Genomic DNA, 12294 nt, shown 5'->3' with positions numbered 1-12294 from the left:
ACGATGATGCGTGAAGGGGCGACGCCCCGCCGAGCCGGTACTGCGCGTGCGGCGAGGCATCTCGCTCTTCTGCTCGCAGGGGCTACAGCGCTCTCCGGCTGCCAGTCGATTCTTGACCAGGCTTACCAGCCGAATGTCGCCCCCTCGGAGAACCCGCAGATTGTCGACGAGGTCCAGAAGAACGACCCGCGGGCGCAGATGGGGGCGCGGGAACATCCAAGGATCGTCGCGAGCTATGGCGGAGAATATCACGATGCCAAGACCGAGAAGCTGGTCGCCCGCATTGCCGGAGCGTTGACTGCCGTCTCGGAAAACCCCTCGCAGTCCTATCGCATCACCATCCTGAACTCACCGGCGATCAATGCTTTCGCCCTCCCGGGCGGCTATCTTTACGTGACGCGCGGACTGCTCGCACTCGCCAATGACGCCTCGGAAGTGGCGGCCGTTCTTTCTCACGAAATGGCCCATGTCACCGCCAATCACGGAATCGAGCGTCAGAAGCGTGAGGAAGCGGAGGTAATTGCCAGCCGCGTGGTGGCGGAAGTCCTGTCCAGCGACTTGGCCGGCAAGCAGGCGCTGGCACGCGGGAAACTTCGCCTCGCGGCCTTTTCGCGGCAGCAGGAATTGCAAGCCGATGTCATCGGTGTCCGGATGCTGGGGGAAGCGGGCTATGACCCTTATGCTGCACCCCGGTTCCTCGACTCCATGGCGGCCTATGCGCGCTTCTCTTCGGTCGATCCGGACAGCGATCAGAGCCTGGACTTCCTGTCGAGCCACCCGAATGCGCCCCAGCGGGTCGACCTCGCCCGTCGTCACGCTCGCGCACAAGGCATGGAAGGCACCGTCGGCGACCGCGGCCGGGACTACTATCTGGCGGGCATCGACGGGCTTCTCTTCGGTGACAGCCCGGAAGAGGGCTTCGTTCGCGGACAGACATTCCTGCACGGGAGCCTCGGCATACGCTTTGAGGTGCCGAAGGATTTCCAGATAGACAACAAGGTGGATGCCGTCCTTGCAACGGGCCCCGGCGAGACCGCAATCCGTTTCGATGGCGTCGATGCCGGTGACACGACCAGCCTGACCAACTACCTCACCAGCGGCTGGGTCGCGGGTCTCAAGCCGGAAACGGTTCGGATGACCAGCGTCAACGGTCTTCCGGCAGCCACCGCCCGCGCCTCGGCGGAGCGTTGGGATTTCGACGTCACCGTCATCCGGATCGACGACCAGATCTTTCGATTCCTCACCGCTGTTCCGAAGGGCAGCCCGGCACTGGAAACGGTTTCCACCGTGCTGAAGTCAAGCTTCAGGAAGATGACGCCACAGGAAGTCGCGTTCCTCAAACCATTGCGTGTGAGGGTGGTAACCGCAGGCCCGCAGGATACGCTTGCGACTCTGGCGGCGCGAATGATGGGAACAGACCGGAAGCTGGACCTCTTCCGGGTGCTCAACGCACTCCCGGCTGGCGCTGCAGTCTCGCCGGGTCAGCGATTCAAAATCGTCTCGGAATGACCGCGGGCAGCTTAGCAAGCTGCCATCTGGGGGTTCGCGGAGACCAACGCCGACTTCAGCTTTTCCATGGCGCGGCTTTCGATTTGGCGCACTCGTTCCTTGGAAATGCCGAGTTCAGCACCAAGCGCCTCAAGCGTCGCTCCCTCGTCCGTCAAACGGCGAGCCCGGATGATCTTCTTCTCGCGGTCATTCAGCTTGGTGAGAGCTCCGTGTAGCCAACGCATGCGCCGCTCCCCGTCAATCATGCCGGAGACTTGTTCATCGGGAAGGGGCTCGCCGCTTGCGAGCATGTCCAGCCGCTCGCCGCTATCCGCATCGCCGGCTATGGAGGGGGCCTGCAGTGAGGCGTCGTTGCCGGATAGGCGGGCGTCCATAGTCTGAACGTCTGCGACGCTTACGCCGAGCGCAACAGCAATTTCCTCATGGATAGCCCGCGATGTAAGGTTGCTGTCGCCCCGTGCGAGCTTCGCACGCAGTCGGCGGAGGTTGAAGAACAGCGCCTTCTGGGCAGAGCTCGTGCCGCCGCGGACGATTGACCAGTTGCGAAGGATATAGTCCTGCATCGAGGCGCGAATCCACCAGCTGGCATAGGTAGAGAACCGGACATCGCGAGCCGGTTCGAAGCGGGCTGCCGCCTCCAGAAGCCCGACATAACCTTCCTGAACGAGATCACTCATCGGCAGGCCGAAGCCGCGGAATTTGGAAGCCATGGCGATGACGAGCCGCATATGGGCAAGGGCAATCTGATTGCGAGCATCCTGGTCCTGGTCATCCTTCCACCGGACCGCGAGATTGCGCTCCTCGTCTCTGGCCAGATAGGGAGCTGACATTGCAATCTTGATCATATTGCGGTCCGCAGACATGGCTTTCATCGTGTCTTCTCCGTGACGTTGGCTGGCTTCGACAAGAATGACAGTCAGATGGTGCCGCGGCCGCCGCCACGAATTACCCACTCCGCCTTCCTCGTCCCCTCTTCGTTCCCAAGAGGCCTTGCCATCTCGCGGCTGGCCCCTATTTCCTCTTTGTAGGAGCGGTTCTTGAAGCGTCTTGCAGGCGCGACAGTTGTCGCCGTTCCGGCGGGTTAACGTCCTGCGCGAAAAAAAGTTCCAATAAAAAAAACCCGGCGCAAAGGCCGGGTTTCTTGTAGTTACGATGCAGCCGAAGCTTATGCGGCTTCGTCCTGGGACTCTTCTTCCTCGACGACCTTGCCCCGCTTCGGGCCCTTGGCGAGGTTTACCTCGACCAGACGGACCGCTTCTGTGTCGGACATCTTGTTGACCGCTGCAATCTCCCGCGCCATCCGATCGAGGGCAGCTTCATAGAGCTGGCGCTCCGAATAGGATTGTTCCGGCTGGTTCTCCGCGCGGTAAAGGTCACGCACGACCTCCGCGATGGAGATCAGGTCTCCGGAGTTGATCTTTGCGTCATACTCCTGGGCGCGACGCGACCACATGGTGCGCTTTACGCGGGCCTTGCCCTGGACCACCTTGAGCGCCCGCTCGACAAAGTCAGTCTCGGAGAGCTTGCGCATGCCGATGCTGACGGCCTTAGCCACTGGCACCTTGAGCCGCATCTTGTCCTTCTCGAAATCGATCACGAAAAGCTCGAGCTTCATGCCCGCCACTTCCTGCTCTTCGATGGCGGTAATCATACCTACGCCATGTGCCGGGTAAACGATCGCTTCACCGGTCTTGAAGCCCTGGCGTGCCGAAGATTTTTTCTGCTGGGTCGTCATACGTTTCACAAACTCCCTGTTACGCACCCGGTGTACGACCGGGGCCGGGTCAGGCAGGCCCGGATGAGACGGGGGAAACCGTCGGGTCACTCGATACTGGTCCGACCAACGTGCGCGAAAAGAACCTCCACTGCGATAAACGACGACAAACACATTATGGGAATGTCACGGAAACCGCGTCGGATGATCTGTAACTTTCGTGATGTTTTTTGGGCACGCTTGTGCCGCTCGTGGAACAGTGATCCCTGTCTACCACAAAAAAGTGCGGAAATCAATTATTTGCTTTTATGCGCGCCGTGGCGGCACGCTGACCTAGCTGCCCAAATGACAGGCACACCGACTGCGCGGCACCAGCTTCAGTCGCCCTTTCCAGGCTCCGGCGAGAAATACTGGTCGAACTTGCCAGCAACTCCATCCATTTCCTTGGCCTCTGGCATCGGCTCGCGCTTCACCGTGATGTTCGGCCAGATCTGGGCGTATTCGGCATTCACCTTCAGCCACTTGTCGAGACCAGGCTCGGTATCGGGCTTGATGGCCTCAGCCGGGCATTCAGGTTCGCAGACTCCGCAATCGATGCATTCGTCCGGATGAATGACGAGGAAGTTCTCGCCCTCATAGAAACAGTCGACGGGGCAAACCTCCACGCAATCGGTATATTTGCAGCGAACACAGTTGTCAGTCACCACGTAGGTCATGCAGCACTCCAGAATTGCGATCTGGCGGGCTCGGCCTCGGGAGATTGGCCGCTCGCCGGCACAGACGAGAGGCCATCGCGGCCTTTGCGGCCACCCCGGCGCAACCCCTGCGCGTCGGTCTGTGAGGTAAGACCTTTCCCGACGCTTAGCAAGGATAAACCTTCTCCGGAAACGGATCAGGGAGGAGCATTATTCTCCCTGGTGTGCGGCCGCTCGCGCAATGCCGATACGCCCGATACTCACGGTCGAGGACGCCTCTGGGCGCGCTCGAAAGGCGTCAGCGGCCTCTGTGGGCCGAGGGTCTCGGAAATGTCGGAATAGAGGAGCCGCGCCTCCGCGAACGGCCCGCGACGATCGCCGCCGTCGCGCACGAGCAGCAGGACGTCGCGCCGCTCCATTGCAAGCCCGACCCTGTCTCCGGGACGAACGAGGCAGCCAGGCTGGACAACCGTTTCGCCGTTCAAGGTCACTGCGCCTGCGGCGATCAGCGATTGGGCGAACGAGCGCGACTTCACCATGCGCGTGAAGAAGAGCCACTTGTCGATGCGCTGGCGCGAACCTTCCCGAGGACCTTCTTCGTCCATGGCAGCCTACTTCTTCATCTGTTCCTTCAGCGCGGCCAGCTTGGCGAAGGGTGAATCCGGATCCACCGGCTTCTCCTTGCGCGGCGGCTTCGCCTCAAACCGCGCGGGCTGCGGCCCTTTGCCGCGGTCGGGGCGCTCACCCCGCTCAGGGCGGTTACCACGGCCAGGCTTGCCGTCCGGACGACGATTGGAGCGTCCCGGCCCCTTGGCCTCCCGCTCACCCTGTCCGCGGCCCTCGCCACGCTGCTCATCGCGGCCGTGACGACGCTCTCCCTGTTGCGGGCGGCCTGGACGCTGGTTCTCGTTGCGTCCCGCTGGACGCCATAGCAGTACAGGCTTCGGAGCCTCGGGCTCGGCTGCAGCAGCCGCTTCGCCTTCGTTAGCTTCGGCAGCGGCGGCTTCAGGCTCCGCCACTGCACCTTCGACGGGCGCTTCAGTGACTGGTTCATTACCGGGAGACGCGCTTTCATCGGCAGCATCCTCGGTCTTTTCAGCAGTTTCCGCCTGCGCCTCTGCCGTAGCTTCCGATGCCGGAGCGGGATCCTGTGCCGCCAGGAACGATGCCGCCTCTTCTGCAGTCACGGTATCGGCGCGATAGCCGAGACCCTTTAGGATTTCCTCCATGTCATCAGGGGTTGCTCCCAGGATGGAGAGCATCGATGTTGTCGTCATGAAGCGGCGCCCGTCATACGCGCCCTCCGGACGGGGTGATGTGCCGGGCTTCCACTGCAGGAGCGGACGTATGAGGTCCGCCAGACGCTCCAGAATGTCCACGCGCACGGCACGCTTGCCGAGGAAGCGAAAGCCGGCGAGCTTGTAGAAGGTGCGCTCGAAGCCAGGATCGGCAACAACGGATGTCCGGCCGGCAGCCAGTGCCGGAATGAGTTCGCCGTAGCCCGGCTTGTCCAAGCCGTCGTTCTTGAGCGCCCAGAGCAGGGTAATGAGTTCTGCCGGGGCTGGCTTCAGGAGCGCCGGCATGAAGATATGATACGCGCCGAAGCGGATGCCGTAGCGGCGCATGGAAGCGCGGGCGTCCTGGTCGAGCGACTTCACGTCGTCCGCGACATCACGGCGGAACATGACGCCGAGGTTTTCGACCAGCTGGAACGCAAGTCCCTTGGCAAGGCCCTGAAGGTCTTCGGCACGGGAGAGATCATCGAGTGGCTTAAGCACAGTCGCGATATGATGGTTCACGAACCGCTCGATTCGAGCGAGGACATGATCGCGTGCATTGCCGGTCAGTTGCTCATCGGAAAGCAGGATGACGCGCGGCCGCATCACATGATCGCTCGCCGCAAGGCGCGCAACCGGATCACCCAGCCAGCGGACGAAGCCATCCGAGCCGATCGCAAGATCGCTATTGCCGGACGCGAAAAGGCGTGCCGCCCGCGCCTCGAACTCGAGCGCCAGAGCCTTCTGTGCCGCCGCCTGGACAGCCCTCGCATCGGGACCTTCAGCACCCGATACCGGCGTAAACCGGAATCCAGCCAACTGCCCGACGTGATGTCCCTCTACGAAGACATCGCCATTCACACTGATTTCTGCTTCCAGCATCGCATTCTCTCTCAGGCGCCTCATGAGCACAGATGTCCTGCGGTCAACAAAGCGTTTCGTCAACCGTTCATGTAGCGCGTCCGACAGCCTGTCCTCAATTTCCCTGGTCTTTTCTTGCCAGTGTGTCGGATCAGTCAGCCAGCCCGGCCGGTTCGACACGTAAGTCCACGTGCGGATCTGCGCGATCCGCGCCGACAAGGTATCGATTTCACCATCCGTGCGGTCAGCGCGCTTCACCTGCTCGGCCATGAATTCCTCATTCACGGTTCCGCGACGCACAAGATCGAAGAAAAGAGTCGAAATGAGGTCCGCATGCTGCGCCGGCGCAATTCGACGGTAGTCCGGGAGCGCGCAAGCCTCCCAGAGCTTTTCGACCCGCGCCGGCGTCGTGGAGATATCCAGGATCTCGGGATAGCGGCAGAGGTGCTCCAGAGCCCGGCTGTCGGTGGCGGGCAGGGCGCGGGTGAGGCCAGGAACAGTGGGAGCCACTTCCAGGCTTTCACGCAGATCCCGGAGCGACGAAAAGTCGAGCGCCTTCGACCGCCACTGCAGGACTTTGACCTCCTGGAACTCATGGCTCTCGATCCGCTCGACAAGCTCGTCGTCGAGCGGCGGGACCTGACCTGTCACGCCGAACGTGCCATCACGGAGATGGCGGCCGGCTCGGCCGGCTATCTGGCCCATCTCACCGGGCGTGAGATGCCTGAACTGAAAACCGTCGAACTTGCGGTCCTGGGCGAAGGCAACATGATCGACATCCAGATTGAGGCCCATGCCGATGGCATCGGTCGCCACCAGATATTCGACATCACCTTCCTGGTAGAGCCCGACCTGGGCGTTGCGGGTGCGCGGGCTGAGCGCCCCGAGAACGACCGCGGCGCCACCCCGCTGACGGCGTATCAGTTCGGCAATCGCGTAAACCTCGTCGGCCGAGAACGCCACGATGGCCGATCGCTGCGGGAGCCGGGTGATCTTTTTCTGGCCCGCATAGAAAAGTTGCGACATCCGTGGGCGCTCGACGATCGTGATGCCGGGCAGGATGCGTTCCAGGATCGGCCGCATCGTGCCGGCGCCGAGAAGCAGCGTCTCCTCGCGACCTCGCAGATGCAGGATGCGATCGGTGAAGATGTGCCCGCGCTCGAGATCCGCAGCCAGCTGCACCTCATCGATCGCGACGAATGCAGCGTTTGTTTCCCGCGGCATCGCTTCGACGGTACAGACAGAAAACCGGGCATTCGGCGGGCTGATCTTTTCCTCGCCGGTCACCAGGGCGACAGCGTTCGTCCCCACCTTCTCCACCACGCGTGTGTAGACTTCGCGGGCGAGAAGTCTCAGTGGCAGACCGATCACGCCGCTGCCGTGGGCCACCATCCGTTCGATCGCATAGTGGGTCTTGCCGGTATTGGTGGGGCCGAGGACGGCGGTAACACCGCGGCCGCTGAGGATCATGGGATGGAAATTCAAATCCGTATCCGTACATGGTGAGTGCCGGAGCACGCGTCACCAGCGCCCCAGACATGGCAATCGCGAGCCGGCATGGCAAGACGCCAGCGTGCCTGTCCCGCTGTTTTGCAAGGTCGTCATGAACAAAGCGGAACAAATTGGCGACGAATCGCTGACTCGCTCGGATGCTGTTATGTTCTCACGCTGCTTATGGCCGCGTGTGCGTTCCTCGCGCCGGTCTGGAACAAATTGCTTTCCCGCCCATTGATGCCTCGGAACAAAACGGTAGAAGATGCGTTTGTTCCCGCATCCTGAATGTTGGATCGGAGAATAGCATGCTCGGTACGGTGTTGCTGGTAATCCTGATACTGCTCCTGATTGGCGCTTTGCCGAATTGGGGTTACAGCCGCGGCTGGGGCTACGGACCGTCAGGAGGTCTCGGGCTCATCCTGGTCATCGTCATAATCCTCCTGCTCATGGGCAGGATCTAGTAAAGCGTCGTCAAATCGGGAAGGAAAAATCATGAAGAAGATCTTGCTCGCCGCCGCCCTCATCGGCTCTCTCGCATCCTGCACGTCCACGGAACGCGGCACGGCCATCGGTGCCGGTACGGGCGCTGTTGTCGGCGGCCTTGCAACGAACAGCTGGGGTGGCGCAGCGGTCGGCGCGGTCGCAGGCGGCGCGGTCGGCGCGCTGGTGGGCGCATCCCAAGAGCGCTCGGGCTACTGCGTCTATCGGGATCGCTACGGCCGGACCTACGAAGCACGCTGCCGCTAACTGGCACCTTCTGGAAAAAAAAGCGGCGTCGGTTACCCGGCGCCGCTTTTCGTTTTGCCTGCCAGGCGGGTATCAGGCGAAGTATTGCCCCCCATTCACGGTCATGGTCGATCCCGTAATGAAACCTGCGTCGTCTGACGCGAGGAAGACCACGCAACGGGCGATTTCCTCCGGTTCGCCCAGTCGGCCAACCGGAATCTGCGGGATGATCCGCTCGTTCAGGACCTTTTCCGGTACTGCTTTCACCATGTCAGTGCCGATATAGCCTGGGCAGATGGCGTTGACGGTGATGTTCTTGGCAGCCCCTTCCTGCGCGAGCGCCTTCGTGAAGCCGAGATCGCCTGCCTTCGCGGCGGAGTAGTTGACCTGACCCATCTGTCCCTTCTGGCCGTTGATCGACGAGATGTTAATGATGCGTCCGAACCCGCGATCACGCATGCCGCCCCAGACCTGATGGGTCATGTTGAACAAGCCGGTGAGGTTCGTGCCGATGACCTCGTTCCACTGCTCGGGCGTCATTTTGTGGAACATCCCGTCGCGCGTAATCCCAGCATTGTTGACGAGGACTTCGACCGGACCGATCTCAGCCTCGATGCGGGCGACACCGTCCGCACATTCCTGATAGTTGGACACGTCCCATTTGAAGGCGGGGATACCAGTCTCTTCGCCGAAGGCCTTCGCCTTCTCCTCGTTTCCCGCAAAACTGGCGGCAACGCGAAATCCGGCGGCGGCAAGCGCGACCGATATGGCTGCTCCTATCCCGCGCGTTCCCCCCGTAACCAATGCAACTTTACTCATGCAGCTCTCCTCCGTTGCACCTTCAAGCAGCCCTCGCGAGCCCGCGCAGAATTAGTCAGACCGGCCGCCGCGTCGGTTGCGGCAGCCGTCGCCCGTCACATCGCCTCCAGGCACATGGCAACACCCATGCCGCCCCCGATGCAGAGCGTGGCCAGGCCCTTGCGGACGCCACGCCGCTTCATCTCGAAGACAAGCGTATTGAGAATGCGCGCACCCGAGGCGCCGATCGGATGACCGATCGCGATGGCGCCGCCGTTGACATTGACGATTGCCGTATCCCAACCGAGTTCCTTGTTGACGGCGCAAGCCTGGGCAGCGAAAGCCTCGTTCGCCTCAACCAGGTCCAGGTCCTGCGGCTTCCACCCTGCCTTCTCCAGCGCTCTCCTCGAGGATGGAATGGGTCCCGTCCCCATGATCTGCGGATCGACGCCGGCCGTCGCCCAGGAGACGATCCGCACGAGCGGCTGGATACCTCTGCGGCTCGCCTCCTCTTCCGTCATCAGGACGGCAGCGGCGGCACCATCATTGATACCAGAGGCATTGCCGGCGGTCACCGTACCCTCCTTGTCGAAGGCCGGGCGAAGCTTCGCCATGTTGTCGAGGGTTGCTCCGGCGCGGATGTACTCGTCGGTATCGACCGTAACATCGCCCTTGCGCCCCTTAACCACGAAGGGAACGATCTCATCCTTGAACCGTCCGGCAGCCTGGGCGGCTTCCGCCTTGTTCTGCGACTGGACGGCGAACTGGTCCTGCTCGTCGCGCGACAACTGCCACTGACGGGCGACGTTCTCGGCCGTGATCCCCATGTGATAGCCATAGAAGGCGTCGGTCAGGCCGTCCTTGATCATCGTGTCGATCATCTTCATGTCGCCCATCTTCACGCCGTTGCGCAGATGGGCGCAGTGCGGCGCCATCGACATGGATTCCTGCCCACCGGCGACGACGATCCTGGCATCTCCGAGAGCGATCTGCTGCATGCCGAGCGCGACGGCGCGAAGACCTGAGCCGCAGAGCTGGTTGACGCCCCAGGCGGTCGCCTCCTGGGGGACGCCTGCCTTCATCGCAGCCTGGCGTGCAGGGTTCTGGCCCTCACCTGCAGGCAGAACCTGACCGAGAATGACTTCGTCCACTTCGGCGGCATCGACCTTGGCGCGATCGAGAGCGCCCTTGATCACGGCGGCTCCCAGTTCATGCGCCGGCACGTTTGCGAACGCGCCGTTGAACGAGCCAACGGCGGTGCGGGCAGCCGAGGCGATTACGATGGAAGGGTTGGTCACGGACGTCTCCTCGTCATTTCCATTTTGCTGAAACAGTGACAAAGCTTCGATACGAAGTCAAACAGGCTTACCTGCAACTTTGATCGGATGAAGAGTTGACGTTTGACAGCTTGTTTTTGCGCAGCAAACCGCCTCCCCGCGGCGCACAAAAACACGTTGTCAGGCTGCTTCGTTTGGGCTTACATTTGCCCGGGGAGAGCTCTTCCGGCAGGAGCTTGGACGGAGCGAGGAGATGAGAATGGCCAAGACCGAAGGCGACACCGTCATCAAGAAATACGCCAACCGGCGTCTCTACAATACCGGCACCAGCACCTACGTGACGCTGGAAGACCTCGCGAAGATGGTCAAGAAGGGCGAGGAGTTCACCGTCCAGGACGCCAAGACGGGAGAGGATATCACCCACTCGGTGCTGACCCAGATCATCTTCGAGCAGGAGTCCAAGACGGGCAATACCCTTTTGCCGATCTCCTTCCTGCGCCAGTTGATCTCCTACTATGGCGACCAGATGCAGATGGTCGTACCGACATTCCTCGAGCACTCGATGCAGGCCTTCACCGATCAGCAGGCGCAGATGCGCGAACAGATGACGCGTGCCTTGGGGGAAAGCCCGCTTACCAAGAACCTCCAGGCACCAATGCAACTGATGGAAGAGCAGGTTCGGCGGAATACGGAGATGTTCCGCCAGGCGATGCAGATGTTCTCGCCCTTCGGCAGCGATGCGGCAGGGAGCGCTTCCAAAAAATCCGAATCTAAGGATCTGGAGGAACTGAAGGAGCAACTTCGGAACCTGCAGAGCAGACTGGACAAGCTCTGATCCTGCGAAAAACGCATCTTTCGCGCAACGAAAAAAGGCCGGATTGACCGGCCTCTTTTACGAATAGATCGGGAAGAAAACGCTTATGCGCTTTCCTTCGGCGTCAGAACCTGGCGACCGCGATACATGCCGGTCTTGAGGTCGATGTGATGCGGGCGGCGAAGCTCGCCGGAATTCTTGTCTTCGACATAGGTCGAGGCCTTCAGCGCGTCGGCCGAACGGCGCATACCGCGTTTCGACGGGCTTGTTTTTCTCTTCGGTACAGCCATTCTCGCTACTCCACTTCGTGCAAGGCATGTCGTCGGCCGGAACTCTAGCCGAACTGGACATCCCTCAATCTCGGAAATTGGGCCGGCTTATACATGCTGATCGCCAGCTTGACCAGTCCCTGTCGCAAAATTTCCGTCAAGCGTCTCAAGCTTCGTCTTCCGGAACGATCCAGGTCTCCTCTAGGGCGCCTTCGCACCATCGGATCCAGGCAGGATGAGACTTCACCGCCTCCATGTAGGCCAGCACCTCCGCGTCTCGCACCAGGTCATAGACGTCGAAACGATTGACCACCGGTGCAAACATCGCGTCCGCTGCCGAAAACGGCCCGAAAAGATAGGGCCCGCCCGACTTCTCGCAGCATTCCTTCCAGATCGCCGAGATCCGTTCGACATCCACCATGACGCCGTCGGGAAGAGAAATTCTTCGTTTCTCGCGGCGGATGTTCATCGGGCAGGCGCCGCGCAGCGCCCTGAAGCCCGAGAGCATCTCTGCCGAGATCGATCGCGCCACGGCCCGGTCATCGCGCCGGGCCGGCCACAGAGCCCGGTCCGGAAACAGCTCGGCCGCATACTCTATGATGGCGAGCGACTCCCATATCCGCAGCGGTCCATGATGAAGGACCGGAACGCGTCCCGTTGGCGAAATGTCGCGAAACAGAGGGTTTCCGGCAGGGAAGTCGAACGGGATCAGATGCTCCCTGAAGGGGACACCGGCCGCCGTCAGGGCGATCCATGGCCGAAACGACCAGGAGGAATAGTTCTTGTTTCCGATATAAAGGGTAAGCTCTTCCATGGGGGTCCTCCGTGCGGCTCACAAAGCCTAGCGGCCATCAGCAGCC

The 12294-nt window shown here is 61.5% G+C and carries 13 protein-coding genes; 4 read left to right on the top strand and 9 right to left on the bottom strand.

The window, feature by feature from the left end:
• Window positions 1-6: 6 nt before the first annotated feature.
• Window positions 7-1509: a M48 family metalloprotease gene (locus tag ACEPP2_RS08360; RefSeq protein ID WP_449619204.1), complete on the top strand. Its 1503-nt coding sequence runs from the start codon at window positions 7-9 to the stop codon at window positions 1507-1509.
• A gap of 11 nt (window positions 1510-1520) precedes the next feature.
• Here the strand turns inward: ACEPP2_RS08360 and ACEPP2_RS08355 are convergent, their stop codons facing one another.
• The 5 genes from ACEPP2_RS08355 to ACEPP2_RS08335 all read right to left on the bottom strand — a co-directional run bounded on the left by ACEPP2_RS08355 (window position 1521) and on the right by ACEPP2_RS08335 (window position 7526).
• On the bottom strand, window positions 1521-2381 hold the full coding sequence (locus ACEPP2_RS08355; protein ID WP_077549261.1) for an RNA polymerase factor sigma-32: 861 nt from the start codon (window positions 2379-2381) through the stop codon (window positions 1521-1523).
• A gap of 293 nt (window positions 2382-2674) precedes the next feature.
• The gene (locus tag ACEPP2_RS08350; protein ID WP_077549260.1) at window positions 2675-3244 is read right to left on the bottom strand and encodes a CarD family transcriptional regulator; all 570 of its coding nucleotides are present in this window, start codon (window positions 3242-3244) and stop codon (window positions 2675-2677) included.
• 356 nt (window positions 3245-3600) lie between these two features.
• The gene (fdxA, locus tag ACEPP2_RS08345) at window positions 3601-3939 is read right to left on the bottom strand and encodes a ferredoxin FdxA (RefSeq protein WP_077549259.1); all 339 of its coding nucleotides are present in this window, start codon (window positions 3937-3939) and stop codon (window positions 3601-3603) included.
• A 239-nt stretch (window positions 3940-4178) separates the two neighbouring features.
• On the bottom strand, window positions 4179-4523 hold the full coding sequence (locus ACEPP2_RS08340) for an RNA-binding S4 domain-containing protein (RefSeq protein ID WP_395516301.1): 345 nt from the start codon (window positions 4521-4523) through the stop codon (window positions 4179-4181).
• Window positions 4524-4529: 6 nt separating this feature from the next.
• Window positions 4530-7526: a helicase-related protein gene (locus ACEPP2_RS08335; RefSeq protein ID WP_395516434.1), complete on the bottom strand. Its 2997-nt coding sequence runs from the start codon at window positions 7524-7526 to the stop codon at window positions 4530-4532.
• A gap of 329 nt (window positions 7527-7855) precedes the next feature.
• Here ACEPP2_RS08335 and ACEPP2_RS08330 point away from each other — a divergent pair, with 329 nt between their 5' ends.
• A complete protein-coding gene (locus ACEPP2_RS08330) occupies window positions 7856-8011 on the top strand; it encodes a DUF3309 family protein (RefSeq protein WP_065814554.1) in 156 nt (51 codons plus the stop codon).
• 28 nt (window positions 8012-8039) lie between these two features.
• Entirely contained in the window at window positions 8040-8297 is a 258-nt protein-coding gene (locus ACEPP2_RS08325) for a YMGG-like glycine zipper-containing protein (RefSeq protein ID WP_172972469.1), read from the top strand.
• A 72-nt stretch (window positions 8298-8369) separates the two neighbouring features.
• Here ACEPP2_RS08325 and phbB read toward each other — a convergent pair whose 3' ends face one another.
• Both phbB and ACEPP2_RS08315 read right to left on the bottom strand, forming a co-directional pair.
• Window positions 8370-9095 carry an acetoacetyl-CoA reductase gene (gene phbB, locus ACEPP2_RS08320; RefSeq protein WP_395516300.1) on the bottom strand — a complete coding sequence of 242 codons (726 nt, stop codon included), beginning with the start codon at window positions 9093-9095 and terminating at the stop codon, window positions 8370-8372.
• Window positions 9096-9190: 95 nt separating this feature from the next.
• A complete protein-coding gene (locus tag ACEPP2_RS08315) occupies window positions 9191-10372 on the bottom strand; it encodes an acetyl-CoA C-acetyltransferase (RefSeq protein WP_395516299.1) in 1182 nt (393 codons plus the stop codon).
• 238 nt (window positions 10373-10610) lie between these two features.
• Here ACEPP2_RS08315 and phaR point away from each other — a divergent pair, with 238 nt between their 5' ends.
• Window positions 10611-11186 (top strand): polyhydroxyalkanoate synthesis repressor PhaR, encoded by a 576-nt coding sequence (phaR, locus tag ACEPP2_RS08310; protein WP_142586509.1) that lies wholly within the window; start codon window positions 10611-10613, stop codon window positions 11184-11186.
• An 83-nt stretch (window positions 11187-11269) separates the two neighbouring features.
• On the opposite strand, the gene rpmF is transcribed toward phaR, so the two are convergent.
• Both rpmF and ACEPP2_RS08300 read right to left on the bottom strand, forming a co-directional pair.
• Window positions 11270-11455, bottom strand: a complete 186-nt coding sequence (rpmF, locus tag ACEPP2_RS08305) for a 50S ribosomal protein L32 (protein WP_006724402.1) — start codon at window positions 11453-11455, stop codon at window positions 11270-11272.
• Window positions 11456-11600: 145 nt separating this feature from the next.
• Window positions 11601-12248: a glutathione S-transferase family protein gene (locus tag ACEPP2_RS08300; protein WP_395516298.1), complete on the bottom strand. Its 648-nt coding sequence runs from the start codon at window positions 12246-12248 to the stop codon at window positions 11601-11603.
• Between the last annotated feature and the right edge of the window lie 46 nt (window positions 12249-12294).

It is taken from the genome of Pseudorhizobium flavum (assembly GCF_044142885.1).
In the GTDB taxonomy this organism is placed as follows: domain Bacteria; phylum Pseudomonadota; class Alphaproteobacteria; order Rhizobiales; family Rhizobiaceae; genus Neorhizobium; species Neorhizobium flavum.
This window is presented reverse-complemented; position numbering and strand designations above follow the sequence as displayed.

What these genes read in the sequence shown, in the direction of transcription:
- ACEPP2_RS08355 (WP_077549261.1), bottom strand. Translation starts at nt 2,381, where the DNA reads ATGAAAGCCATGTCTGCGGACCGCAATATGATCAAGATTGCAATGTCA.
- ACEPP2_RS08360 (WP_449619204.1), top strand. Translation starts at nt 7, where the DNA reads ATGCGTGAAGGGGCGACGCCCCGCCGAGCCGGTACTGCGCGTGCGGCG.
- phaR (WP_142586509.1), top strand. Translation starts at nt 10,611, where the DNA reads ATGGCCAAGACCGAAGGCGACACCGTCATCAAGAAATACGCCAACCGG.
- ACEPP2_RS08300 (WP_395516298.1), bottom strand. Translation starts at nt 12,248, where the DNA reads ATGGAAGAGCTTACCCTTTATATCGGAAACAAGAACTATTCCTCCTGG.
- phbB (WP_395516300.1), bottom strand. Translation starts at nt 9,095, where the DNA reads ATGAGTAAAGTTGCATTGGTTACGGGGGGAACGCGCGGGATAGGAGCA.
- ACEPP2_RS08330 (WP_065814554.1), top strand. Translation starts at nt 7,856, where the DNA reads ATGCTCGGTACGGTGTTGCTGGTAATCCTGATACTGCTCCTGATTGGC.
- fdxA (WP_077549259.1), bottom strand. Translation starts at nt 3,939, where the DNA reads ATGACCTACGTGGTGACTGACAACTGTGTTCGCTGCAAATATACCGAT.
- rpmF (WP_006724402.1), bottom strand. Translation starts at nt 11,455, where the DNA reads ATGGCTGTACCGAAGAGAAAAACAAGCCCGTCGAAACGCGGTATGCGC.
- ACEPP2_RS08335 (WP_395516434.1), bottom strand. Translation starts at nt 7,526, where the DNA reads ATGATCCTCAGCGGCCGCGGTGTTACCGCCGTCCTCGGCCCCACCAAT.
- ACEPP2_RS08340 (WP_395516301.1), bottom strand. Translation starts at nt 4,523, where the DNA reads ATGGACGAAGAAGGTCCTCGGGAAGGTTCGCGCCAGCGCATCGACAAG.
- ACEPP2_RS08350 (WP_077549260.1), bottom strand. Translation starts at nt 3,244, where the DNA reads ATGACGACCCAGCAGAAAAAATCTTCGGCACGCCAGGGCTTCAAGACC.